The sequence below is a fragment of the Achromobacter animicus genome (assembly GCF_040775605.1).
Classification (GTDB): domain Bacteria; phylum Pseudomonadota; class Gammaproteobacteria; order Burkholderiales; family Burkholderiaceae_B; genus Achromobacter; species Achromobacter animicus.
The window spans coordinates 4,391,808-4,416,161 of record NZ_JAYGJK010000001.1 but is presented as its reverse complement, the minus strand read 5'-3'; the positions used below and the strand labels follow the sequence as shown (position 1 = coordinate 4,416,161).

Genomic DNA, 24,354 nt, shown 5'->3' with positions numbered 1-24,354 from the left:
AAGGGACGTCCGGCGTGCCCCCGCAACGCGTCAGAAGCCGACGGCTTGCCCGTCGCGGCGCGAGTCCGACGCCGCCACGTAGCCGCCTTGCGGCAGGCGGCAGATGAGTTGCGCCGAGCCGAACTCCAGGCTGTCCACCGGGGCCACCGCGACGTTGTGGCCACGCGCGCGCAGCGTGTCGACCACGTCGGCCGGCAGGTGCGATTCCACGTTCACGACCGGGCCCTTCTCGACGCGGAAGCGCGGCGCGTCGCTCATGGCCTGCGGGTTCTGGCCAAAGGCCGCCAGACGCGTGACCATCTGCAGATGGCCCTGCGCCTGCATCGACCCGCCCATCACGCCAAACGACATGACCGGCTGGCCGCCGCGCGTCACGAACGCGGGGATGATGGTGTGCATCGGCTTCTTGCGCGGCGCGACCTGGTTGACGTGGTCGGGCGTCAGCACGAAGTTCAAGCCGCGGTTGTGCAGGCTGATGCCGGTACCCGGCACGACCACGCCCGAACCAAAGCCGTGATAGTTGGACTGGATGAACGACACCATCGTGCCGCTGGCGTCCGCCGCGGTCAGGTAAACGGTGCCGCCGGTGGCGGGCGTGCCTGCGGTGGGCACGCTGGCGCGGTCCATCGAGATCAGGCGGGCGCGCTCGGCCAGATAGGCGCGGTCGAGCAGGGCACGCGCGTCGGTGCGCATGTGGCGCGGATCGGCGACGTGATGGTGCAGGTCGGCAAACGCCAGCTTCATGGCTTCGATGCTGACGTGGTAGTAGTCGGCGCTGTCGCGGCCCATGCCTTCCAGGTCGAATTGTTCCAGCATGCCCAGCGCCATCAGCGCCGAGATGCCTTGGCCGCTGGGCGGGATTTCATGCAGCTCGTAATCGCGGAACGATTGCGAGATGGGCTTGACCCATTCGGCCTGATGTTCGGCCAGGTCGACGGCGGTGAGCGCGCCGCCCGTCTTGGCCGCGAAGTCCGCGATCTTGCGGGCCAGTTCGCCGCGGTAGAAGCTTTCACCGCCGGTTTCGGCGATGTCGCGCAAGGTCTTGGCCTGGTCGGGAAAGCGCCACCATTCGCCCGCCTGCGGCGCGCGGCCCTGCGGCAGGAAGGCCTCGGCAAAGCCCGGCTCGGCCGCGAGCTTGGGCGCCTGATTGGCCCATTGGCGCGCAATGGTGGGCGACACCGCAAAGCCTTCCTCGGCATACGCGATGGCGGGTTCGAAAAGCTTGGCGAAGGGAAGCTTGCCGAAGCGATCGGACAAGGCCTTCCAGCCCGCGATCTGACCCGGCACCGTGACCGTGCCCCAGCCGGTGCCCGGCATGGCGTCGCGGCCCTTGAAGTATTCGGGCGTCCACGCGGCCGGCGCACAGCCGCTGGAGTTCAGGCCGTGAAGCTGGCCGTCGTGCCAGATCAGGGCAAACATGTCGCCGCCGATCCCGTTCATCACGGGCTCGACGACGGTCAGAGCGATCGCGGTGGCAATGGCGCTGTCAACGGCATTGCCACCGGCCAGCAGCATGCGTAGTCCCGCCTGCGCAGCCAGCGGCTGGCTGGTCGCGACCGCGTTGGCGGCCAGGACCGGCATTTTTCGGGAAGCGTACGGAAAAGACCAATCGAAGGGGGAGGACATGGGTGCTGGAACTCGTTGGAAAAATTACTGCGGGGTGATGCCGGCCTGGTCGATCAGCTGCTTGGTGCGCGGAATCTCGGCCTTGATGAAGGCGGCAAATTCCTCGCGGCTGCCGCCACGCGGCTCGGCGCCGGCTTCGGCGAGCTTACCGCGCAATGCGGGGTCGGCGAGCACTTTGTTGACGGCTTTGTTGAGCTTGTCGAGGATCGGTGCGGGCGTGCCTTGGGGCGCGACCAGACCGTACCACGGCGCGATGTCGTAGCCCGAAAAGCCTTGCTCGGCGATCGTCGGGATGTCCGGCGCCAGCGCCGAGCGCTGCGAATTGGACATGCCCAGCGCCAGCAGCGAACCGCTCTTGGCCTGGGGCAGTCCGGTCATGATGGTGTCGAAGTACATCGACACCTGACCGCTCAGCAGGGCGGGGATGGCTTCGCCGGCGCCCTTGTAGGGCACGTGCAGAATGTCGATGCCAGCGACGGACTTGAGCATCTCGCCCGCCATGTGCGAGGTCGTGCCCGTGCCGAACGAGGCATAGGTCAGCTTGCCGGGATTGGCGCGCGCATAGGCCACCATTTCGGGCAGCGTCTTGAACGGCTGCGACGGATTGGCCAGCAGGATATTCGGCGTGTAGGCCACCATCGACACCAGCTCGAAAGCGTCGGGGTCGTAGGCCAGGCGTTTCTGCAGGAAGCGGTTGGTGACGACGGCAGCCGGGCCGCCCATCAGCAACGTGTAGCCGTCCGCCGCTGATCGCGCGACCGACGCGCTGCCAATGGCGGCTGCGGCGCCCGGGCGGGCCTCGATGACGAAGGGCTGGCCCAGTTCGGCGGACAGGGCCGCACCAAGCTGGCGCGAGATCAGGTCCGTGGCCGAGCCGGCCTGGAAGGGCACGACGATGCGCACGGGATGCTGCGGCCAGTCCGTGGCTTGCGCGGCCGCTTGCGCCCCGAAGGCCATCGCGGCGGCGCCTGCCAGCGCCCGGATGAGACGAAATTTCATGGATTCCCCTTGATCGCGTTATGGAAAGCGTATGGGCCGGGTCGGATCTGTTGCCCGTTCCGGCCGAACGGGCGCGGTCTGCCGCGTCCTGCCCTGGATTAAACGCAACGCGCGAACCCCCGGCCATAGGTATTTGCATCCATGGATCATTGGATCCAATTTGTGTTATTTTCGCCCTTATCTATCATGGCGGCTTTCCAAGCCCGGGGACGTCAGTGCTGCAATTCCAGAAGACAGCCATCAGCGCCGAAGACGAGGCGTACCTGCATTTACAGCGCGAAATCCGCCTGGGCCGCTACGCGCCCGGCCAGCGCCTCGTGCCCGACGTGGTTGCCGCCGAGATCGGCACCAGCCGCATGCCCGTGCGCGGCGCGCTGCGCCGCCTGGCGTCGGAAGGTCTGGTCGAGATCCGCGCCAATCGCGGCGCCGTGGTGCGCGGCTTGAATCAGCAGGAGATGCTCGAGGTCTTCGAGATGCGCTCCGTGCTCGAAGGGTTGGCCACGCGCAATGCCGTGGAAAACATGGGCCCCGAGCACATCCGCCGGCTGTCGAACATGCTCGAGCAGCTGGACCAGGGCGCAAACGAAGATCTTGACTGGACCGCCGCGCACCGCGAATTCCACGAATACCTGTGCAGCTTCTGTAAACAACCGCGCCTGTTGAATCAGATCTCGGAACTGCATTCAGTTGTCGAACCTTACATGCGCCTCTGGGCTGCCCAACCCGGCCGCGTGCTGCGCGTGCGCGAATCGCACCAGGAACTGATCGACGCGCTACAGACCCGCGACGCGGCACGTTGCGAGGCCGCGATGCGCCAGCATGTACTGAATACGGTGCCCGCTTTGCAGGCGTTTTTGGAGCAGGGTGGCTGATCCGGGTGTCGCTGCGATAGCCATCCCTTGGCGCAACCGTGTCATAGGTGGCAGACACCGTTCATTCGCAACTTCGACCGGCAGCGGGGCGGCCGGTCGAATTTTGCCTTGCGATGCGTTTTGACGGGCGATTTGATGCGCGCTTTGGTGTGCGCTTTGATGAGCGCCGTGATGGTGCGATTTGACGAGCGCTTTGGCCCGCGACTCAATATGAAAACTCATTATCCAGCGCCTGGATTATTGAATTTAATTAGCGCCAGAAAAGAAAAAAGCCGCTAAAAGCGGCTGATTTCAAATGAATTCTTGGGGTGGCTGATGGGGCTCGAACCCACGACAACCGGAATCACAATCCGGGACTCTACCAACTGAGCTACAGCCACCTCTGGTACTGCTTTGCACTTCAGTTTCCTTCAGTGCTTTCGTCATTTTGCGTCTTTGAATTCTGTTTCGAAAGCTGCTCAACAACGAAGAGGCCGAATTCTAGCACGTTTTTTTGAAGGGTGTGAAATCGCCTTCAAAAAGTAGTCTTGCCACAGGCGGCAGCCTTGCTATTCTTGCGCTGGTTAACCACTGGAGGCCGTGTTTCAAGCCATCGCCATGGATCGCATACACGCATTTTTGATCGAATACTGGCCTCATGTTGCCTTTGCCATCAGCATCGTGGCGGGCACGGGCGCGGCGGTGCATGCCGCGATGACCAAGCAGGATGTGCGGGCGGCCATTGGCTGGGTGGGGGTGGCGATGTTCTCGCCGATCCTCGGGGCGCTTTTCTATTTCGTGGCGGGGATCAACCGCATTCGCAAGACGCGGGTGTCGCAGCAGCGGGACGACGCGATGCTCGAGGACGCTGGGCAGGTCGCGACGGCGCCGGTGGATGTGGTGCCCATATCGGGCGAGCAGTTTGCGTCATTGAAAGTGCTTGGCGACCGCGTCAGCCGGTTCGAGCTGCTGGGCGGCAACCAGGTGCGGCCGCTGGCGGGTGGCGACGAGACGTATCCCGCGATGCTGCAGGCCATCCGCGAGGCGCGGCACACGGTGGCGATGCAGAGCTACATCTTCGATAACGATCCGATCGGGCGCGAGGTGGCCGAGGCGCTGATCGAAGCGCAGGCGCGCGGTGTGCAGGTGCGGGTGCTGATCGACGCGGTGGGTTCCAAGTATTCACGCCCGCCGATCGTGCGCATGCTGGCGAAGGCGAACGTGCCGGTGGCGCGGTTCATGACCAATCCGATGGGCGTGCTGCGCATGCCCTACGCCAATCTGCGCAGCCACCGCAAGGTGCTGGTGGTGGACGGACGTGTGGGGTTTACGGGCGGCATGAACGTGAGGGCTGCGTTTGTCAGCGCGCTGGCGGGGGACGCCACCAACCACGACACGCACTTCCGCGTGGAAGGGCCGATCGTGACGCAGCTGATGTCGGTGTTCGCGCATGACTGGAACTTCACGACGCACGAGTCGCTGTCCGCCAAGCCGTGGTTCGATCCTGACTACCTGCCGCCGTCGGGCCACGTGCCGATCCGCTGCGTGCCGTCCGGCCCGGACCGCGCAATCGGCAGCACGCACAACATGCTGCTGGGCGCGTTGGCGGTGGCGCGGCATCACGTGCGGATCCAATCGCCTTACTTCCTGCCCGACCAGACGCTGATCGGCGCGCTGGCCACGGCGGCGCGACGTGGGATCGTCGTGGACATCGTGATTCCGGGTAAGAACAACCTGCGGCTGGTGGACTACGCGATGACCGCGCAGCTTGATCAGGTGGTGCGAACGGGCTGCCGCGTCTGGCGGTCGAGCGGTGCGTTTGATCACTCCAAACTGATGACGGTGGACGGCGCGTGGACTTACGCCGGCTCGTCGAACCTGGATCCGCGCAGCCTGCGATTGAATTTTGAATTGGACACCGAGATCTACGATCCCGAGGTGGCGCGCTGGATCGGCGCGCGCGTTGATGCGTTGATCGCCAACGCGCACCGCGTGACGCTGGAAGATCTGCTGCAGGCGCCTTTTGCGAAGCGTCTGCGCAACAAGGTGATCTGGCTGGCCACGCCTTATTTGTAGCGTGGGTCCCTTGTAGCGCGGGTCCCGGCCGGCAAGCCTGTGCCGCCGGCCATGCCGCTTCGTCGATCAGCCGTCCGAAGCCGGCACCGCCGCATGTCGCACCGCGAACACGGCGCTCGCCTTGAGCATGACGCGGCCCTCCACCTGAAGGCGGCAGGTCGCGTAGATGAGCCGCTTGCCCTGTTTGTCGATCTGCACGTGGGCTTCGAGCCAATCGCCCGGATTGACGGCATTCAGAAACTCGACGGACATCTGCGCCGTGACGACGGAGACGTGGGCGTCTTCGGAAATGACGAGGCCCAGCGCACTGTCGGCAAACGTAGCCAGAAATCCGCCGTGTGCCATGCCGTGCATGTTGCCGTGCGCCGTGGTGACCCGCAGGGCCAACACGTTGTCGGCCTTGCGGCGGTAGAACGGGCCCAGGTCGTTCAGGTGGCGCATGAACTGGCTGCTGGGATACCAGGGCGTGAAACCGGCGGGAAGGGAGTCTGTCATGGCTGGCGATGCAAGAGTCCCGTAGGACGATTCCCGAAAGTATTCCAGACGCGACCGCGCAGGCATAGCGCGGCGATCGGGGCGCGGACGCTCGCGGAATTGTCACCACGCCGTGCAACCCCCCCGGCCCAGCGCTCATCTTCTGAGGGTAAGATTTACGGCACAACAATCACCCTACATGGCAGGAGCATTTGAAGATGGCGAAAGTCGGCATGGTTGGTATCGGCCTCATGGGCCACGGCATTGCAAGCAACCTGGTCAAGCATGGTCACGCGCTGACCGTGCTCGAACACCCGGGCAACCAGCCGCTGGACGCGCTCAAGGCGGCCGGCGCGGTCAGCGTGACCAGCGGGGCCGAGCTGGCTGCGCAGTCGGACGTGATCATCCTGTGCGTTACTGGCAGCCCGCAGGTCGAAGCCGTGCTGCTGTCGCCGGCCGGTGTGCTCGAGGGGCTGCGTCCCGGCACCGTCATCATCGATTGCTCAACGGCCATTCCGTCGTCGACCGTGAAGGTCGCGCAGGCCGTCACCGAAAGCGGCGGACGCTTTCTGGACGCGCCCATGACGCGTACCCCGAAAGAAGCCGCCGAAGGCCGCCTTAACCTGCTGGTGGGCGGCGATGCGGCGTTGTTTGACGAATGCAAGCCGCTCTTGGCCTGCTTCGCTGAAAACATCACGCATGCCGGCCCGGTGGGCGCCGGCCATCGCATGAAGCTTCTGCACAACTATGTGTCGCTGGGCGTGGTGGCGCTGCTGTCCGAAGCCGCGGCGTGCGCGCTGCGTTCGGACATCGACCCGGCCGTCTTTGCGGAAGTGCTGGCCAAGGGCGGCGGCGGCGGCGTGGCGCTGGAGCGCATCAAGCCGTATTTGCTGGAGCAGGATCCGTCGTCCCTGCGCTTTTTCATGTCGAACGCGCAGAAGGATCTTTCGTACTACAACACCATGGCCGCCGAAGCCGGGGCGGTCCGCGAGATCGGCGCCGCCGTGCAGCAAACGTTCGACCAGGCCGTTGCGCAAGGCGGCGGCGAACGTTATGTGCCCGAGCTGGTGTCGTTGCTGAAAGACCGTTAACGCCTGCGGGCCGGGGGGGGCGGCGCACCCTCGGCAAGTCGCCCAAGGCTCGGGCGATTCAGCGTCCGGCGGCAGGCACCGCGCGTGGCGCACTCAGGATTCCGCGCGGCGGCAGGCGCATCGAGATGAATGCGGCCAGGAACAGCAGCGCGCCGGCCGACCCGAAGGCCACCCAGTGCGTGCCAAAGGTCTCGAACGCCCAGCCGCCGAGCCACGAGCTGATCATGCCGCCGATCTGGTGGCCCAGATACGTCAGCCCGTACAGCACGCCAACCAGCCGGATGCCATACACGTCCGCCAGGATGGCCGAGGACAGCGCGATGCTGCCGGCCCAGACGATGCCGCCGATGGTGGCGGCCAGATACAGTTCCCAATGCGCGCCCACCATGACCAGCGCGAAGAATCCCAGTCCCCGCACCAGATAGATGGCCGCAAGGATGTTGCGGCGTTCGACCTGGTCGGACATGCGGCCCAGCACCAAGGTGCTGAAAATGGCGACCAAGCCAATCAGGCCGATGCCCAGCGAACTGGTGGTGGCGTCAAAGCCGTGGTCCATCAGCATGGGCATGCCGTGCGTGCCCAACAGGTTCATGCTGAAACCACAGGCAAACAGACCCAGCGCGACCTGCCAGAACGGCAACGTGCGCAGGGCATCACCCAGTCCCGGCGCGGGCGCCTTGGCTGCCGGCTTGGCCGTGCCGGTCTTTTCGATGATCTGATGGGGCAGCAGGTCGGTGTGCTCGGGCGCCTCGTCGCGCATCACGAAAAGCGCGACCGGCACGGTCAGCAGCGCAAACAGCACGGCAAAGCCCAGCAGCGTTTCCTGCCAGCCGACCGCCGAGATGGCGTAGGTGAGCGTCGGGGTCATCAGCGCGATGCCGGCCATCGACCCGGTGGACAGGAAGAAGAGCGCCATGCCGCGCTGGCGCGTGAACCAGCGGCTGATCACCGGCGTCAGCGCCACCGGGCTGGTGAAGGCCAGACCCACGGATAGCGCAACGCCAAAGGCCAGCAAAAATTCGAGGGGTCCGCGCGCGAAGACGGTCCAGATGGAAGCCAATACCACGATGGCCGTGCCGGTCAGCAGGACGAAGCGCGTGCCGCGGATGCTGACCAGATAACCCGCCAGCGGCATGCCCAGGCCATAGCACAGCATGCCGATGGCGACGATGCCCGACAGCAGGCTGCGCGAAAAACCCAGGCTCTCGGCCATGGGCAGAAAGAACGGTCCGATGCCCATGCGCAGGCCGACCGTAAACAGGGTGAGTACCGTGGCGGCGCCGACGATGTTCCAGCCGAAATACCAGCCGCCCGACTCTTGCTTGTCCAATCCGCTTCTCCTCGATGTCTTTTTTGTGGCCGCTTGCGCGCCAGGACTTGCAGACACCGAGGGCAGGCACGGAGGGGCGCTCCGCTGTCGACAGGGGTGGGAAGGACCAGGCGTGAATCGGCTTGCTTGCGCCGGCGGGTTTGACGCCAGACGCGTCATATTACTCCTGGCTATAAAGTCGAATCCGGCCAAGTCAGAAAATCCTGTCATGTGAGCGGCCAGATTCCCTGTGGCGGTGTTTTGCGGATCCGCTGCTGTAGATGAACAGCCTAAGCGTTGCGACGCTAGCAGCTAGATGACTCATTAATGACGCAAAAACAGTATTAGTGAATCATTAATATGCCGAAGCATCACCTGCCGGTTAGAGACAGCGGAAAAGCTTAGTCCAGTAAGACTTTTCGCCACGTCCGGTCCGATCTTGCGGCTACGCTTTTACCCACTGACCGGCGTCGTCGTGGCGCAGTCGGGCGCCCGCCCAGACCACACGGCCCAGTACACGAACAGGTACGCCGTTTTCGAGCGGAATGTCAGCGTGCGACGGGTTAAACGACCGCGCTACCCACAAGCCCGTAACCCTGTCCTTTGATACCGTCTTCACGATCATCTTGCCGTCGTAGTTGATGGCGTAGACGCCGCCCGCCGCGACATCGTGCAACGTCAGGCTTTCGTTGGGCACCACTAGCAAGGCCGCCCCGTCGCGGATGATGGGTTCCATGCTGTCGCCCTTGGCGTAAACGACGCGGCCCTTTCCATGGGCTGCACCCACCGACTTCAGGAATGACTTGCGGAACTGGATCATTCCCGTCTGTTCTTCGGTGTGGTTTTCGATCGGCTCGCCGGCGGCCAGGCGTACGTCCGCCAACTCGGGAACCCGTTCGAACTTGTCGTTGGCGGCGGGTGGTTCGCCGGCGCCCACGTTCGTCACGACGCCGGTCTCGGTGCTGATTCGAACACGGCGCTCGCGTTCGGACTGGTGAGTGGTTTTGCCACCGTCCCAAGGCGGGGGAGACAGGCCCTCGATCCGCATCGGAAACTCGTCCCGCGACAGGTACGTGTCGACCAGCGAGTCACTGCGCAACACGGTCGGGATCGGGGCAACGACGGGCGCGGGCGACACGTCCAGACCCAGTTTCAATTGCGCGATCGCCAATGCCAACGCGCCTTGCAGCTTGTTCAACTGGTCGGGAGACAGCGCGCGCACCTGCGCTTCCGGGATGCTGGGGAAGGGCCATGGTGCGGAGGGCTGCGCGGGCGGGAATGTGGCGCCAGCCCCGTTGCCGACGGGCGACTTCGGACCGGTGCCGTCATAGAGCCATTGCGCGTTCACGCGCAAAAGCGGGGCGACCCTCATGCAGGTCGCCATATCCATGCCATTGGAACCGTTGAACCAGTGCGTGGCAGCACCGGAAGAGGCGTTGGCAGCCTTCCATAGATCGGTCTTGGTCAGCCGAGGCTCTGCAGCATCCGCGCGGCGGGACGCTTCCTCGTTGAACGCCTGGGTGATTCGCTTTTGAAAGGTCATCTTAGGATGCTAAACAAAAATGTTCTTAGTTGGCTTGCTTTCAGTATCTTAGCATTCTAAGATTTATGCATGAGAGCAAAAACGATCGACTCGTCTCTTATTGATGCACTGGGCGGGACGGGCCGCGTGGCATCCCTTTGCGGGATCACGCCCGGGGCGGTATCCCAGTGGCGAACCAACGGCGTCCCGAAGGCGTGGCGAGAGTTCCTGCGGCTGGCACGCCCCGAGGCCGTCAAGGCGTGGGAGGCCAGGCGAATCGGGCTTGAGGATCAGCGGCCGCCCTGACGTTCCGATGGGGCCCGTTGCCGGTCCCTCGCTTGCACCGGCCTTGCTGCCGGATTCAGCAAGTCCACCTATCAAAGCCATTCACAAACCTGCCGGGCGCCTTGCTCGCCGCCGGGCTGCTGGAGCACGCATGAACTACTACAGCCACAACATCGGCGACTACGCCCAGGCGACGACCCATCTGAGCCTCGTGGAAGACGCCATCTACAGCCGCCTGCTGCGGCGGTACTACGCGGAGGAAGAACCCATCGTCGACAACCTGGCGCAGATCTTTCGCTGGGTCGGCGCGCGTACCGATGAAGAAAAGGAGGCCACCGCACAGATTCTCGCCGAGTACTTTCAACTGCACGAGGGCTATTGGCGCAACAAACGCGCCGACGCGGAGATCGCCGCCTATCACGTCAAGGCCGAGACGGCCAAAGCCAACGGCAAGCGGGGAGGGCGGCCCAGAAAGGAGGGGCCGGGCGTAAACCCACCGGAAACCGGATCGCAAGCCAACCAAGAACCAGAAACCAAGAACCAGAAATTGAAAGAGACTCCCCCCAGCCCCCGCGCACGGGTGAACGGGTTCGATGCCTCGACCATCGAACTTCCGGACTGGCTTGATCGCGAGGAATGGTGCAGTTGGGTTGCTGACCGGAAGGTTCGCCGAAAGCCGGTGACGCAGGAGGCGGCCCGGCGCCAGCTGCAACAGCTTGCCGCCTATCTGGCCGAAGGACATCAACCGGGCGCCGTGATCGCGAACAGCATCGCGGGCGGGTATCAGGGGCTCTATCCGCCGCGGGTTCAAGCCCGATCGAATGTGCCGGCAAGCCGGGCGCAACGCCTCGCCGACTGGACCGACGATCTGCGCGACGTGCTGGCCAGCGATGGCCGCCCGCGGGAAAAGTTCATGGGGACGATCGATGCAAGCCACTGACATCCAGCCCACGAGCCTGGGCGCGCTGGTGGTCAACGAAATGTGGCTCATGTACGGCTCGAAATTCGCGCAGCAATGGCAGGGCCTGACGGCGCGCGAACTGAAAGACGCATGGAACCAGAAGCTCGAGGGCCTGAACGAAAGCCAGGTTCGGCGCGGCCTGGTGGCCTGCCTCACGCAGGAATGGCCGCCGACCTTGCCCCAGTTCATCAAGCTGTGTTGTCCGTGGACGGTCCCGGAAGTGGCGTATCACGAAGCGGTGCGCGGCATGACGGCTCGCAGGCTAGGAGAGCAGGGCGCCTGGTCGCATCCTGCGGTGTATTGGGCCGCAGTAGGCGTGAGCACCGTGGATCTGCTGGGCTGCACCTATGGGGCCATCAAGACACGATGGGAAAAGACGCTGAGCGACGAGCTGGCCAAAGGATCGTGGCCGGACATCCCGAAACCGAGAACGGCGCTTCCCGCGCCGGGCCGCACGCTGGCCACACGCGCCGAGGCCGAGGCGGCCTTGAAAACCATGGGCGCGGAAAAACTGTTGAGACAACAGGGACGCCCGCATCGCAGCTGGATCGCCAAGTGGGAGGCGCGTATCGCGCGCGGCGATCACCCCAGCCTGGGCATCGCCCAGATGATCGCGCGCGCCAAGGGCGAACGCGAAGAGACGGCGTGCGACAGCAAGGGAAAGGCACACGGAAAGCAAGGCAAACCATGCGAGGCGAACGATGCGAAAGTTGACGGGTGACGACCTGATGTGGAATTGGGCGAGGTGGACGTGGTCGGGCGCGTCCGTGGGCAATATGCCAGTGCACGTGTCCGAAGAGGACGACTACCGGCCGATCAACGATCACCACGCGCAGGTGGTGGAAGCGATGTATGCCGCGCTGCCTTGGCATGAACGAATGATCATCATCGCCGAGTATCCCCAGAAGCACGCGATGTTTGGTGAGCTGCTGGCGCGCGAGCGCAGGGCAAAGGCCTTGGACTGGATTGCCCGCACGACCGGTGTGGTGCTGACTGAAACCGAATACAAACTGTACCTGGGCCTGTTTTGCAGCCAGGTGGAAAGGAGGCTGGCGTGAAGTACGCGCACGAAGTGATGGATCTGATGGCCTGCTATCCCGGCCGGTCGTTTCGACTGATGGAACTGGTTCGCCATGTGTCGCACGGCCGCGCTTTGTCGCCCGCCGAGAAGACGCGATTGCAGCGCGGCATCCAGCGCGCCATGGATGCGTTGCAGGACACCGGCAGCGTCATCATTCAAGAGCCGGAAACCGGCGGCCACGGCAGGTCGTATGCATGGCGTGTGACGGAACCGTCACAAGGCGCCGTCATCGCGGTCACGTAATCGGTCACAATGGGCCCGGGGCATTGCGCCCCTCACCAATGCAGCCCCGGTCCGCCGGGGCTTTTTGCTTTCCGTAGCACTGTTCCGTCGCTGGCCGCTTCATGCCGGACGCGGATCGCATGGGACATCGCGTGTGACGGTTCCGTCACAAGCCCTCGCCTTATCGGTCACGCGTTCGGTCACAATAGGCCCGGGACATTGCGTCCCAAGCAAACGAAGCCCCGGCCATGCCGGGGCTTTTTGTTTTGGGGGCGAGCTTCGGTTCAACCCTTTCAGGCAGGAATCCAGCGCCATGCGCATTCAGATAAGCATCACTGAAAGTCAGCTGGTCGAAGACCTGGTCATCTTCTTCAAGACCCTGGTGGATGGCGAAGTGATTCGCGGTCTTCCTGACCAGCTTCCTGCTCCCATGCGCAAGTGCATCGTCATCACGCCGATGGCCGCGCTGGGACTCTCGCTGCCGCTCATGACCTATGCCGATCCCTCGCCCGCATCGGGCGCGCGGACCATCACGCAGGCCACGCAATGGTCGGCGCGGGTGGACAGCTACGGCGAACAGGCGCAGGACCACGCGCTGAAGCTGGCAATGGCTTTACGCAGTCAGCACGGCTGCGACTTCCTGAAGGAGCTTGGCCACGCGCAGCCGCTGTACTCGGGTGAGATCACCCATTTGCCTATCGACGGCGCGGACCACCCGCGCTTTGAACGGTGGTCATTCGACACCGCCTTGCAGTTCAACCCTTCCATCACCATGCCGCAGCAGTTTGCGGACCAACTTCACGTGGGCCTCATCGAGGTCGACACCACCTACCCTACGGGAGCTTAACGCTATGTCCATTCCCGCCAGTGAAATCGTCCAGGTCGTCCCGGGCGTGATCGCAGCCGGCGGATCGGCCCTCGATTTGAACGGCCTGATCCTGACCAACGATACGGCCGTCCCCATCGGCGCCGTCCAGAGTTTCGCGACGGCGCGCGACGTGCAGCGCTTTTTCGGTCCGACCTCGGCCGAGGCCAACCTGGCCCAGGTCTACTTCAATGGGTTCGACAACTCGACCCGCAAGCCGGGCAACCTGCTGTTCGCGCAATACCCCGCCGAACCGGTTGCCGCCTATCTGCGCGGCGGCTCCCTGGCCGCGGTCACGCTCGCCGCGCTGCAGGCGCTGTCGGGCACCCTGACCGTGACGGTGGACGGCGTGGCCAAGACCTCCGGCAACATCGACCTGTCGGCGGCAACCAGCTTTTCGAACGCCGCGTCGCTCATCGAGGCCGCGTTCACCGGGCTGGGCGCATCCTGCGCCTATGACGCGCAGCGTGCCGCCTTCGTCATCACGTCGGTCACCGACGGCGCAACCAGCACGGTGTCGCATGGCAGTGGTTCCATCGCCTCGGGCCTGAAGCTGACGCAGGCCGCCGGCGCGGTCGTGTCGCAAGGCGCGGTCGCGGGCGTGCCCGCCGTGAACATGGGCCAGATCACCGATCTGACCCAGAACTGGGCGGCGTTCATGACGACCTTCGAGCCCGATACCGCCGGCAAGACGGCATTCTCGGCATGGACCAACGCGCAAGGCGATCGCTACGCCTACGTCGGCTGGGACACCGATGTCACCGCCACCCAGCAGGGCAACACCACCCACTGGGCCGCCATCGTCAGCGCCAACGAGTACTCGGGTTCGGTGCCGGTCTATCAGGACGTCCACCACGCGGCCTTCATCCTGGGCGCCATTGCGTCGCTCGACTTCGAGCGCACCAACGGCCGCGCCACGCTGGCCTTCAAGGGCCAGTCCGGCCTCGCGTTCTCCGTGACCGACGCCACGACCGCGCAGACGCTGATCGACAACGGCTACAACTTCTACGGCGATTACGCGACCAGCAACGATCGCTTCCGGTTTCTGTACCCGGGCCAGATCAGCGGCAACTGGAAATGGGTCGACTCCTACGTCAACCAGATCTGGCTGAACGCGGCCTTCCAGCAGGCGCTGATGTCGCTGCTGACCCAGGTGAACTCGGTGCCCTACAACCTTGACGGCTACACGCTGATCGACGCGGCCTGCCTGGACCCGATCAACGCCGCGGTCAACTTCGGCGCCATCCGCGCCGGCGTGACGCTGTCGAGCCAGCAAAAGGCGCAGGTCAACAACATGGCCGGCGTCGACATCTCAGACACGCTGCAGAGCCGCGGCTGGTACCTGCAGATCAAGGACGCCACCCCGCAGGTGCGCGAAGCGCGCGGCACGCCGCCCATGACGTTCTGGTACATGGACGGCGGTTCCGTCCAAAACATCACCCTGGCCTCGCTGGCCATTCTTTAAGGATTCAACATGGCGACTTTGACCAGTGCCAATTCCGTTCTGATGCTTGCGGTGGGCGGGATTTTTCCGGTGCCGCAGAAGATCGAGGGCTACGCCTCGGAAACCGCGTTCGCTTTTGAAGCGGCCAAGCCCGCACAGGTAACCATGGGAGTGGATGGGCGAATGTCGGCAAGCTACGTGCCGGTTCCCCGCGTCCAGACCATTTCCATCCAACCCGACTCTCCTTCCCTGCGCATCTTCGAGATCTGGGCTGCGGCTGGCGAAACGGCCCGGGAAGTGTTCTATGCAAACGGCACGCTCAGCATTCCGTCGATCGATCGCAAGTACACGTTGACGCGTGGCGTGCTGACCCAGATCCCGCCGGCGCCGGACGCCAAGGCGCTCCTTCAACCCATGACGTTCCAGATCACCTGGCAGAACGTCTCGCCGGCGTTGGTGTGACATGGCAAGAAAGCAGATCATCGTCACCATCAATTCGGAAGGGCGCGATCAGGGGAAGGCCTTCATCCTGACGGAACTGTCGGCTTACGACGCCGAAGAATGGGCGGGCCGAGCCTTGTTCGCGTTGATGAACGCCGGCGTCGAAGTTCCGGCCAACATCGCGCAGGCCGGTCTGGCAGGCGTGGCTGCCATGGGCCTGAAGGCGATTGCCAAGCTGCCCTTCGATAGCGCCAAACCGCTGCTGGACAAGATGATGGATTGCGTGCAGATCCAGCCGAGTCCCGATGTGCGGCGAGAGCTCATTTCCGGCGATATCGAAGAGGTGTCGACCCTGCTCACGCTGCGCCAGAAAGTCCTGGGCCTGCACCTGGATTTTTTTATGGCCGCCACGCCATCGACTTCGGGCTCCAGGTCCCCTGTGGCGGCCCGCGCCTGATTCACTACGCCAACATTCCGCGCAATGTTGGCGTAGTGATCTCTCGTCGCCCAGACCTGCTGCATGATCTGCAAACGGTCTATGGCGCCGAAGACCTGTACAACCTGCTTGAGGTGTTTGCGGTGGACGCACACAACAGGCGCGTCTTAACTGAACCGAGGTAATTGCATGGCGACCATCATCGATGCCCTTGCCGCCTCCGTTGGCTTTGATCCGAAGCGCTTCGCAGTGGACTCCATTGCCGCGGCGGCGAGTCTGGGCCAGATGGCACAGAATCTTGGCATCGGCACCGAACGGCTTACTGCCTGGCAGAAGGCAGCCGAGCGGGCTGGCGGGACTGCCGAAGCTATCTCCGCCCAATTGAGGGAATCAGCGGGGCAGATCAGCAAGTTCAATCGTGGTCAGGCTGCGGATTCCGTGCCCGCTTTTCTTCAGAACGGCGGGAATGTCTCGGATCTGAGGGACGGGAATACGTACCTTTTGGCCAGGTCGCGGATCATCGCCGATCTATATCAGAAGGACCGGAGCCGCGCCGCTCAAGTCGCTGAGGAAATGGGTGTCAATGAGGCCCTGTTCGACTTGTTCCGTCGCGGACCGGTTGAACTGGAAAACCTGTTGCAGGCTCAAGAACGACGGTCCGCAGTTTCCGCGCAGGACGCGGATGCAGCCGCTCGTCTGCGCGACCGCTATCTGGATTTGCGCGACACCTTTGAATCAGTGGCCATGAGGATCCTGGTCGCGCTCATTCCGGCGTTCGAACGGGCACTCGAGGTCCTTCACGGCTGGGGCGATTGGCTTCTTGAGAACGAGGATGTGATTGCCAAGTGGGTCGACGGCACGGCGAAGGCCGTCGTGGCATTCATCGACGTGGTGGACGCCGCTGCGCAGGCGGCGGGCGGATGGCAGAACGCGCTGCTCGCCCTGGGGGCGCTAAAGATTTTGTCCTGGGCTAATTCGCTGCTGGGTCTGGCATCTGCGTTGAGGGAAGTGGCCTTCGCCCTAGCGGCATTGGGTGGTGCCGGTGCCAGCAAGGGTGTGGCGGCATTGAGAGGCGTGGGAGCTGCAGCCTTGAGAGCGGCTGGACGGATTGGGGCGGGCGTTGCGCTCGCGCTTTATAGCGAAGACTTGAACGTTGGCGAAACGGAGATTGTGCGAGCGCATAACGATCCGGCGCTCAGAACCAAGGAAGTCGGCGATGCGGTCAGGTTCTTCGAACGCAAGGGCTATAGCCTCGACGAGGCCGCCGGTCTGGCAGCGCACTTGCAAATCCAAAGCGGATTCGATCCCCGTGCGGATGCAGGAGACGGCACGTTCTACGGTATCGCGTTGTGGGATCGCGCGCGCCAAGCTGATTTCCGGCAGGCGATCGGAGTAGTCATCGAGCAGTCGACGCTTGAGCAGCAATTGGAATTCGTGGATTGGGAACTGAGGAACAGTAAACGGGGCGCTCGCGAAAAACTGGCTGAGTCTACGAATGCCGCTCAGGCCGGCGTTGCTGCCTATCGCTACTTCGGTCTCGACCGTTACCAGGCAATCGATGCTGCCGATGCGCGCAAGCGCGAGCTTGCAGCGCCAGTGATCGCTGGGGTGGCTGACATGGAACGTCGGGAGCAAGCGAGTGCGGCAGCTGCATCGATCACAAGCGCTGCGCAAGCCGGCGCAATGGGCGCTGCAAGCAACAACACCACGACGACTACGACGTCTGAAACGCACATCCATGGACCCATAACGATTGTGACGCCAGCGACCGACGGTCCGGGGCTGGCTCGTGAGTTGGGCACGCTTGGTGACTCCCAACGTATTGTTCAACAAGCCAACTCGGGGATCTTCTGATGCCGCTTATCTCCTTTCCCGACGTGCCGGCGAGTTCCGGTGTCCCCGCAGTCTTTCGCGATGTCGTAGTTCCTTCGTTTTTCGCACCGGCGAACGTCGGGCTGGCGCGCCTCGTCGATTGGAACTCCAGCGCCCCTCGCTGGGGGGTGTATGGCGAAGACGGGCAGCCGGTTCTGCTGTTCGACACGTTTCTGAGCGTCAACTTTGACCGTGCTGGCACGATATCGAGCTTCCCTTTGGAACAGGGTGGCTTCTCCTCGTTCAACAAGGTCGTTGGCCCGTACCAGGCGCTCATCAAGCTGGCGCATGCCGGCGACCAGGCGACGCGTAAACAAATGCTCTCCGTCCTGGATCGGATAGCCAGCGGCACTGAACTGTACTCGGTGGCGACGCCCGAAATTGTCTACCTGTCGGCAAGCCTGGGGAAGTATCTGTACAACCGGAGCGCCAGCAGTGGTTCCAGTCTGCTGGTCGTCGAGCTGACGTTCAATGAAGTGAGACAGACGGCGGTGTTGCGGCCAATGGCGCAGCGTGAGCCCAGTGGCGCAGATCAGGAGAGCGGGGGCCAGGTGCAGGTGTTCAAGATCGATCCTTATCCCACGCGAGACCAAAACAAGGTGGGAGAACTGGAGCCAATTCAATGAAAGGAATTCCCCTGAAACCGGTGCCGTCGCAAACACTCAGTGTCTTGCTGAACGGCCAGAACTGCCAGATCTCCGTGTACCAGAAGAGCACGGGCGTCTATCTTGATCTCCACATCAACAATTCGCCAATCGTGACGGCGGTGCTTTGCCACGACAGGGTGAGGTTGGTCCGTTCGGAATACCTCGGCTTTGTCGGTGATCTAACTTTCGTTGACACCCAGGGGCACGCAGATCCGGAGTACACCGGCTTTGGGTCGCGTTTCGTCCTGGCCTACATGGAGCCACTCGAGCTATGAGCTTCGTCAAACGCAGCATCGATGTGACCATCAGCCTGGGGAAGGGTGCGCTTGGGGATGAGCCGGGACCGGAGATGACGCTCAGCGGCTACCGGGTCGCAGTCGAAACTCCGTCCAACGCGTCCGCCGAAAGCTCCGAGGTGCAGCTGAGCATTTATGGTTTGAGCCTGGAAATGATGAACCGGCTGACGACAGTAGGACCCAACATGAGGGAACGCCGAGGAATGAACATCATTAGAGTGATGGCCAGGAGCGGCTTGGACGTTCCCCATCTGGTCTATGAAGGGGACATCACTTCGGCATGGGCTGACTTTGGGAAGGCCCCTGAAGGGGTTTTCTACGTCAGGGGCCAAGTGGCCGGCGCCAAAGAGTGCAAGCCTGTGCCTCCCCGATCTTTTCCCGGCGCAACAGTCGCTCAAGACGTTGCGAGCAAAATTGCAGCGTCGATGGGATACGCGTTCGAAAAGTCTGGAAAGGACGTCGTCCTGGCAAACCCCTATTTTTGCGGGACGGATATGGACCAGCTGCGCAGTTGTGCGCTGGCTGCACGCATCAGCTTCACAATCGACCGCGGCGTCGTGTCGGTCTGGCATGCGGACGGCTTCAGGGATGGCGATGTCTTGGACATTTCGCCGGAGACCGGGCTGATCGGCTACCCGACGTTCAACAGCACCGGCATCACTTTCACGACGCTCTACAACCGCCACCTCTGCGTCGGCAAGCGGGTGTATGTCACCAGCTCCCTACAACCCGCCCAAGGCGAATGGACTATCACAAGCCTCGCCCACAAGCTGGAGGCCGAAATCCCCGGCGGCGTGTGGCAGTCGACGGTCATCTGCAAAAGGAATCTCGATGGCTGAGCAATATGGATACGCAGGCCTGGCGCAAGCCGGGCAGGGCGACAGCGAGTACGGTGCGCTGCAGTTCCTGATCAGCCAGGCCCTGCTGCGTTTGAACACGGCGACGCTGGTCAAGGTGGTCTCGGTGACCAATGCGGGCGGCCTGTCGCCGGTGGGTTTCGTGGACGTGCAGCCGCTCGTCAACCAGCTCGATGGCGCCGGTAACGCCGTGCCGCATGGCGTGCTGCACCGCTTGCCGTACTTCCGCCTGCAGGGCGGCACAGACGCGATCATCCTGGACCCCAAAGCCGGGGACATCGGCATGGCGGCCTTTGCGAACCGTGACATCTCCGGCGTGAAGGCCGCCAAGGCGCAGAGCAATCCCGGCTCGTGGCGGTCGCACGACATGGCCGACGGCCTTTATTTCGGCGGCCTGCTGAACGGCGCGCCGGCCCAATACGTGCAGTTCACGGCCGAGGGCATCAATGTGGTGTCGCCGACGAAGGTGACGGTCACGTCGCCGGACATCGAGTTGAACGCCAGCACGCAATGCGCGATCAACGCGCCGCAGATCGTGCTGAACGGCACGGTGCGGCAGGGCGCCGGATCCTTCGGCGGCACGTCGACGTGGCAAGGCGACATGAACACGCTGGGCACGCTGCGCAACAACGGCAAGGACGTGGGAAGCACCCACACCCACTCCGGCGTGCAAGGCGGGCCGTCCAACACGGGAGCGCCCAATTGAACACACTACTGCTGGACCGGACCGCGTGGGACCTGGTGCTCGACGCGGCCGGCAACATTGCGATGGCCGCCGATCCCTACGCTGTGGCGCAGGACGTGGCCAGCGCCATCAAGCTGTTTCGCGGCGAGCTCTTCTACAACACCAATCCGGGCGTTCCGTACTGGGAGGAATTCCTCGGACACCGGCCCCCGTTGTCGCTGGTGCGCGAGCATGTCCGGCGAGCCGCGCTGACGGTGCCGGGCGTGGCCGATGCCGTCTGCACGCTCACGTCCTTCTCCGATCGGGCCCTGGCGGGCCACGTTGAAATCACCTTGCAAGACGGCACGACCCAAACCGTCAGCTTCTGAGGAAACCATGTCGAATATCTCTCACGTTCCGCGCGTGCAGTTCACGCCGGAAGGACTGGTGCTGCCCAGCGAATCCGCGATCCTGGCCGGGGTTCAGTCGGACATGGACGCCGCGTTCGGCGGTGGACTGAACGACGCCCTGGAAACGCCGCAAGGGCAGCTGGCCTCCAGCACGACCGCCATCATCGGCGACAAGAACAACGAGTTCGCGTCGTATGTGAACCAGGTCGACCCGGCGTTTGCCAATGGCCGCATGCAGGACGCCATCGGGCGGATCTATTTTCTGGACCGCAAACCCGGCTTGCCCACGTCCGTGATTGCGACGTGCGCAGGCCTTACCGGTGTGACCATCCCGGTCGGCGCCCGGGCAGAAGCCCTGGATGGGCATCTGTACCTGTGCACGCAGGCCGGCACGATCCCGGCCAGTGGCCGCATCGACCTGCCGTTCGCCTGCTCGGTCGACGGGCCGGTGGATTGTGCGCCGGGCGCGTTGAACCGGATCTACCAGGCTATTCCGGGCTGGGACTCGATATCGAACGCCGACGCCGGCACGGTGGGCGCCGACGTGGAAAGCCGCGCGGAATTCGAAGCGCGCCGGCGCCAGTCCGTGGCGCTGAACGCCCGCGGCTCGGTTCCCGCGCTGTACGCCAACGTGGCCAACGTCGAGGGCGTCATCGATGCCTACGTCACCGAGAACACCCAGTCGACGCCGAAATCGATCGGCGGCGTGGTCTTGAAGCCGCACTCGATCTGGGTGGCGGTGGCGGGCGGCGAGGCGGCGGACATCGCCGATGCGATCTGGCGCAAGAAGAGCAACGGCGCCGACTACAACGGCAATATGTCGTACACGGTCGAGGACCGGGAGGGATATTCCTATCCCTATCCCTCGTACGTCGTGCAGTGGGAAACCCCTGCCGCCTTGCCGGTGCTCTTCGAGGTGCAGTTGGCGGACAACCCGGCGCTGCCGTCGGACATCGTTGCCCTGACCCGGCAGGCGATCATCAACGCCTTCAATGGCGGTGACGGCGGCCTGCGAGCGCGCATCGGCTCGACGCTCTACGCCAGCCGGTTCTACGCGTCGATCTCGCAGCTGAGCCCGTCCGTGTCGATCCTGTCGCTGCTGCTGGGCACATCGACGCCGACCGCAGCCAGCCTCACGGTGCCCATCAACCGCCGACCCACCGTCACGGCCGACGACATTTCGGTGACGCTGGTATGACGGTCTATCCAAAGCCGGGACTGGTCGCCCGCACGCTCATCAGCCAGTACGCCAACAGCCCGACGCTCGTCCAGTTGATCAACAACATGGACGAGTACATCAACCCCGACGCGGATTTCGATGCGTTCTTCGACTTCGTCTGGAACGTGGAGACGGCGCGGGGGTTCGGTCTGGACATCTGGGGCAGGATAGTCGACATCGGCCGCATGCTGACCGTACCGGGCGATGTTTCCTACTTGGGTTTTGAGGAGGCGATCAGCTGGAAGCCGTTTGATGAGGCGCCGTTCTTCGCCGGCGTGCAGGCGACCCAGACCTTCCGCCTGACTGACGACGCATACCGCAAGCTCATCCTGGTCAAGGCGCTGGCCAATATCTCCGACTGCACTTCGGCCAGCCTGAACCGGCTGCTCTCCAACCTCTTCACCGGCCGCGGGCGCTGCTACGTATCGGACACGGGGAACATGGAGTTCCGCTATGTGTTCGAGTTCGCGCTCGAACCTTACGAAATCGCCATCCTGACCCAATCGGGCGCGATCCCCAAGCCGGCTGCGGTCCAGGCCAGCGTGCTGCAGGTCGACCTTCCAACCACCTTCGGGTTCCGCGAGGCGCTGATGCAGCCTTTCGGATCCGGCGCATTTTTCACATCTTCGGGGCTTATTCATGCAAGCTAGCAATGCACCCAGCAAGTCCGCCGTGCCGTTCGCGCAGTTCGGCACCAAGAACACCATTCCCGTCGGCTCGCAGATCGGCGTGACGCCCGGCGCGGCATCGTTTACCGACGGATTTCCGCCGCTGACCATGACGCCGCTGGCGGCTGGGGGCGTGCCGCCTTATGGGGCGGATTTCAATGGGATTTTGAATTTTGTCACCGACGGCCAACGGTGGGCTGCCGCGGGCGGCGGCTACAAGTACGATCCCGAGTTTTCCGCCGCGATCTCCGGATATCCGAAAGGCGCAATCTTGCTCTCGGCTGCCGAGAACCGGTATTGGCTGAGTACCGTAAATGCAAATTCTTCGAATCCCGATACGGGCGGTACGGGGTGGGTGGCGCTTCCGGCCGGAATTGCTACCTCCGCAGATGTCATTAGCGGACTGGATGCCAGCCGGGCGGTGACGCCGGCAAGCCTGGCAAGCTTGACCGCAGACAGTACGCGGCAGGGTCTTATCCGGATCGCTACCGCAGCCGAAACGCTCGTCGGCAACGAGACGCGTAAAGCCATCACGCCTTCTTCGCTTCCTCAGCTATTTCCGCAACGCGGCCTTCGACTATTCGACACGGCAGGCGTTCACACGTGGAACGTGCCGAATGGCGTGTCCCGGGTTCGGGTGACAGTCATCGGCGGCGGCGGTGGCGGCGGAGGTGCTTTTTGTCCTGCCGTTGTTGGTGCAGCAGCCGGCGGCGGAGGCGGCGGCATGTCGGTCATCAGTCTGGTAGAGCTGGCGGGGGCCTCTAGCGTTGTGGTCACGGTTGGCGCCGGCGGCAGTGGCGGCGTCTCCAACACCACGGTCGGTACATCCGGCGGAATGTCTTCCTTCGGTACGTTTGTTTCGGCGACTGGTGGAAGCCCGGCGCCGAACGTTAGTGGGGTGCCCGGTGGTTCCGGCGGGGGCGGCGCTTCGGGAACAGGCCAATTGGGGGTGCCCGGTTCCGCAGGCAGCTTTGCGGCGGTGCTGAATGGCGTGTACGCCATGTCCGGCCCTGGCGGCGCGACGCTCTATGGCGCTTGCCCCAACGCCGTCAATCTGACAGGCAACGTAACGTTGGGCGTGAACGGTGCCACCGGATTTCATGGTGCGGGGGGCTCGGGCGGTGCGGCGTATAACGCCACCGCAGCTGGGGGCGCAGGCGGCGCCGGTGTTGTATTTATCGAATGGTGATGATGATGACTATTTGGGCATTGATTCAAGAAGGCCGCGTTACTGAAACAACGAACATCGATCCTGCGGGGCGCTTTCATCCCGAATTCAAGTGGGTCGAAGCGCACGCTGGGGTGCAGGAGGGTTATCTCTATGAAAGCGGCAAGTTCGCCGCGCCCGAGGTTCCCGCCGTGGCGAAAAGCGTTTTTTCTCCGCGTGAGTATATGAAGCGATTCGCTGTCGAGGAGCAAATCCGGATCAGGAAGGCACAGCTCACCGATATGGAGGTGGGTCTCGTGTATGACGACTTTAATCGAGCCGGAATTATCAACGTGGAGGATCCTGACATCGCCGCTGGGCTTGATCTCTACATCGCCAAAGGATTGTTGGTGCCGGAGCGTCGCGCTGAACTTCTGCGGCCAGCGGGTCCCGATGATGTCTCAAGTTGAGCGCGGAGCTGCTCAGCGTTCTTCTCCCGTACCTCCTTGCGCTTCGTCCGCTTTCCATGCCCGCCCTCCGCGGGCTTTTTTCGACAACAGGAGGCGCACTTGAACATCCAGGACATCGACGCCGTCGCGGCAAAGTTCGCTGGCGTGCTCGGCGCGGTTGTGTCCATGCAATACCTGCAGGGGTCATGGCCTGCCCGATTGAGTATGGCGTTGAGCGGGTCGCTCGGCGCTTACTACGCGGCGCCTTATCTTTCGGTCATGTTGGGAATCCCCGAGGGCTTGACGGGGTTTCTTACCGGGATGTTTGGCATGGCTATTGTTTCTCGCGCTTGGGACGCCGTGCAAGCCATGCCGATTCCAGCGTTGTGGCAGGCCGTTATCGACCGCGTTCGCGGAAAAAGGCCCTGACATGGGCGCACCG

General features: G+C 63.5%; 27 protein-coding genes and 1 tRNA gene. 22 read left to right on the top strand and 6 right to left on the bottom strand.

Features of this window, described 5'->3' with window-relative positions:
* Nucleotides 1-30: 30 nt before the first annotated feature.
* A complete protein-coding gene (gene ggt, locus AB3147_RS20155) occupies nucleotides 31-1,626 on the bottom strand; it encodes a gamma-glutamyltransferase (RefSeq protein ID WP_367352803.1) in 1,596 nt (531 codons plus the stop codon).
* Between the two features lie 24 nt (nucleotides 1,627-1,650).
* Nucleotides 1,651-2,625, bottom strand: coding sequence for a Bug family tripartite tricarboxylate transporter substrate binding protein (locus AB3147_RS20150; protein WP_175124358.1), 975 nt, complete (start codon nucleotides 2,623-2,625; stop codon nucleotides 1,651-1,653).
* A 215-nt stretch (nucleotides 2,626-2,840) separates the two neighbouring features.
* Between AB3147_RS20150 and AB3147_RS20145 the strand changes: the two genes are divergently transcribed.
* Nucleotides 2,841-3,497 carry a GntR family transcriptional regulator gene (locus AB3147_RS20145; RefSeq protein WP_175124357.1) on the top strand — a complete coding sequence of 219 codons (657 nt, stop codon included), beginning with the start codon at nucleotides 2,841-2,843 and terminating at the stop codon, nucleotides 3,495-3,497.
* Nucleotides 3,498-3,801: 304 nt separating this feature from the next.
* Here the strand turns inward: AB3147_RS20145 and AB3147_RS20140 are convergent.
* Nucleotides 3,802-3,877 (bottom strand) — tRNA-His (locus tag AB3147_RS20140).
* A gap of 217 nt (nucleotides 3,878-4,094) precedes the next feature.
* Here AB3147_RS20140 and AB3147_RS20135 point away from each other — a divergent pair.
* A complete protein-coding gene (locus tag AB3147_RS20135; protein WP_175124356.1) occupies nucleotides 4,095-5,552 on the top strand; it encodes a phospholipase D-like domain-containing protein in 1,458 nt (485 codons plus the stop codon).
* Between the two features lie 66 nt (nucleotides 5,553-5,618).
* Here the strand turns inward: AB3147_RS20135 and AB3147_RS20130 are convergent, their stop codons facing one another.
* Nucleotides 5,619-6,047: a PaaI family thioesterase gene (locus AB3147_RS20130; protein ID WP_056563788.1), complete on the bottom strand. Its 429-nt coding sequence runs from the start codon at nucleotides 6,045-6,047 to the stop codon at nucleotides 5,619-5,621.
* Nucleotides 6,048-6,244: 197 nt separating this feature from the next.
* Between AB3147_RS20130 and AB3147_RS20125 the strand changes: the two genes are divergently transcribed.
* Complete coding sequence (locus AB3147_RS20125) at nucleotides 6,245-7,117, top strand: NAD(P)-dependent oxidoreductase (RefSeq protein ID WP_191579344.1); 873 nt, start codon at nucleotides 6,245-6,247, stop codon at nucleotides 7,115-7,117.
* A gap of 58 nt (nucleotides 7,118-7,175) precedes the next feature.
* Here the strand turns inward: AB3147_RS20125 and AB3147_RS20120 are convergent, their stop codons facing one another.
* Nucleotides 7,176-8,447, bottom strand: a complete 1,272-nt coding sequence (locus AB3147_RS20120; protein WP_367352802.1) for an MFS transporter — start codon at nucleotides 8,445-8,447, stop codon at nucleotides 7,176-7,178.
* Between the two features lie 424 nt (nucleotides 8,448-8,871).
* Nucleotides 8,872-9,969 (bottom strand): S24 family peptidase, encoded by a 1,098-nt coding sequence (locus AB3147_RS20115; RefSeq protein ID WP_175124353.1) that lies wholly within the window; start codon nucleotides 9,967-9,969, stop codon nucleotides 8,872-8,874.
* 415 nt (nucleotides 9,970-10,384) lie between these two features.
* Here AB3147_RS20115 and AB3147_RS20110 point away from each other — a divergent pair, with 415 nt between their 5' ends.
* The 19 genes from AB3147_RS20110 (at nucleotide 10,385) to AB3147_RS20020 (ending at nucleotide 24,341) form a co-directional block, all read left to right on the top strand.
* Entirely contained in the window at nucleotides 10,385-11,173 is a 789-nt protein-coding gene (locus AB3147_RS20110; RefSeq protein WP_367352801.1) for a YdaU family protein, read from the top strand.
* Nucleotides 11,160-11,915 (top strand): hypothetical protein, encoded by a 756-nt coding sequence (locus AB3147_RS20105; protein WP_367352800.1) that lies wholly within the window; start codon nucleotides 11,160-11,162, stop codon nucleotides 11,913-11,915. The genes AB3147_RS20110 and AB3147_RS20105 overlap by 14 nt, the downstream gene beginning before the upstream one ends.
* Nucleotides 11,916-11,982: 67 nt before the next feature.
* The gene (locus AB3147_RS20100; RefSeq protein WP_367352799.1) at nucleotides 11,983-12,252 is read left to right on the top strand and encodes a hypothetical protein; all 270 of its coding nucleotides are present in this window, start codon (nucleotides 11,983-11,985) and stop codon (nucleotides 12,250-12,252) included.
* Entirely contained in the window at nucleotides 12,249-12,518 is a 270-nt protein-coding gene (locus AB3147_RS20095; protein ID WP_175124349.1) for a hypothetical protein, read from the top strand. Before AB3147_RS20100 ends, AB3147_RS20095 begins: the two co-directional genes overlap by 4 nt.
* A gap of 292 nt (nucleotides 12,519-12,810) precedes the next feature.
* Entirely contained in the window at nucleotides 12,811-13,344 is a 534-nt protein-coding gene (locus AB3147_RS20090; RefSeq protein ID WP_367352798.1) for a phage neck terminator protein, read from the top strand.
* A 4-nt stretch (nucleotides 13,345-13,348) separates the two neighbouring features.
* A complete protein-coding gene (locus tag AB3147_RS20085) occupies nucleotides 13,349-14,827 on the top strand; it encodes a DUF3383 domain-containing protein (protein ID WP_367352797.1) in 1,479 nt (492 codons plus the stop codon).
* Nucleotides 14,828-14,836: 9 nt separating this feature from the next.
* Nucleotides 14,837-15,268, top strand: a complete 432-nt coding sequence (locus tag AB3147_RS20080; RefSeq protein ID WP_175124346.1) for a phage tail fiber protein — start codon at nucleotides 14,837-14,839, stop codon at nucleotides 15,266-15,268.
* A 1-nt stretch (nucleotide 15,269) separates the two neighbouring features.
* Nucleotides 15,270-15,704: a hypothetical protein gene (locus AB3147_RS20075; protein ID WP_367352796.1), complete on the top strand. Its 435-nt coding sequence runs from the start codon at nucleotides 15,270-15,272 to the stop codon at nucleotides 15,702-15,704.
* Between the two features lie 168 nt (nucleotides 15,705-15,872).
* Complete coding sequence (locus AB3147_RS20070) at nucleotides 15,873-17,537, top strand: phage tail tip lysozyme (RefSeq protein ID WP_367352795.1); 1,665 nt, start codon at nucleotides 15,873-15,875, stop codon at nucleotides 17,535-17,537.
* A complete protein-coding gene (locus tag AB3147_RS20065) occupies nucleotides 17,537-18,181 on the top strand; it encodes a hypothetical protein (protein ID WP_367352794.1) in 645 nt (214 codons plus the stop codon). Before AB3147_RS20070 ends, AB3147_RS20065 begins: the two co-directional genes overlap by 1 nt.
* Nucleotides 18,178-18,477 (top strand): phage baseplate plug family protein, encoded by a 300-nt coding sequence (locus AB3147_RS20060; protein ID WP_367352793.1) that lies wholly within the window; start codon nucleotides 18,178-18,180, stop codon nucleotides 18,475-18,477. Before AB3147_RS20065 ends, AB3147_RS20060 begins: the two co-directional genes overlap by 4 nt.
* The gene (locus AB3147_RS20055; protein WP_367352792.1) at nucleotides 18,474-19,337 is read left to right on the top strand and encodes a baseplate hub protein; all 864 of its coding nucleotides are present in this window, start codon (nucleotides 18,474-18,476) and stop codon (nucleotides 19,335-19,337) included. The genes AB3147_RS20060 and AB3147_RS20055 overlap by 4 nt, the downstream gene beginning before the upstream one ends.
* Nucleotides 19,330-20,061, top strand: coding sequence for a Gp138 family membrane-puncturing spike protein (locus tag AB3147_RS20050; protein WP_175124340.1), 732 nt, complete (start codon nucleotides 19,330-19,332; stop codon nucleotides 20,059-20,061). Before AB3147_RS20055 ends, AB3147_RS20050 begins: the two co-directional genes overlap by 8 nt.
* Complete coding sequence (locus tag AB3147_RS20045) at nucleotides 20,058-20,408, top strand: hypothetical protein (RefSeq protein ID WP_175124339.1); 351 nt, start codon at nucleotides 20,058-20,060, stop codon at nucleotides 20,406-20,408. Before AB3147_RS20050 ends, AB3147_RS20045 begins: the two co-directional genes overlap by 4 nt.
* A gap of 7 nt (nucleotides 20,409-20,415) precedes the next feature.
* Nucleotides 20,416-21,627 (top strand): baseplate J/gp47 family protein, encoded by a 1,212-nt coding sequence (locus tag AB3147_RS20040; protein WP_367352791.1) that lies wholly within the window; start codon nucleotides 20,416-20,418, stop codon nucleotides 21,625-21,627.
* Complete coding sequence (locus tag AB3147_RS20035; protein ID WP_367352790.1) at nucleotides 21,624-22,298, top strand: DUF2612 domain-containing protein; 675 nt, start codon at nucleotides 21,624-21,626, stop codon at nucleotides 22,296-22,298. Before AB3147_RS20040 ends, AB3147_RS20035 begins: the two co-directional genes overlap by 4 nt.
* Nucleotides 22,288-23,505 (top strand): glycine-rich domain-containing protein, encoded by a 1,218-nt coding sequence (locus AB3147_RS20030; protein WP_367352789.1) that lies wholly within the window; start codon nucleotides 22,288-22,290, stop codon nucleotides 23,503-23,505. The genes AB3147_RS20035 and AB3147_RS20030 overlap by 11 nt, the downstream gene beginning before the upstream one ends.
* Entirely contained in the window at nucleotides 23,505-23,933 is a 429-nt protein-coding gene (locus AB3147_RS20025) for a hypothetical protein (RefSeq protein ID WP_367352788.1), read from the top strand. The genes AB3147_RS20030 and AB3147_RS20025 overlap by 1 nt, the downstream gene beginning before the upstream one ends.
* Before the next feature lie 99 nt (nucleotides 23,934-24,032).
* Nucleotides 24,033-24,341 carry a hypothetical protein gene (locus tag AB3147_RS20020; RefSeq protein ID WP_367352787.1) on the top strand — a complete coding sequence of 103 codons (309 nt, stop codon included), beginning with the start codon at nucleotides 24,033-24,035 and terminating at the stop codon, nucleotides 24,339-24,341.
* Nucleotides 24,342-24,354 lie beyond the last annotated feature (13 nt).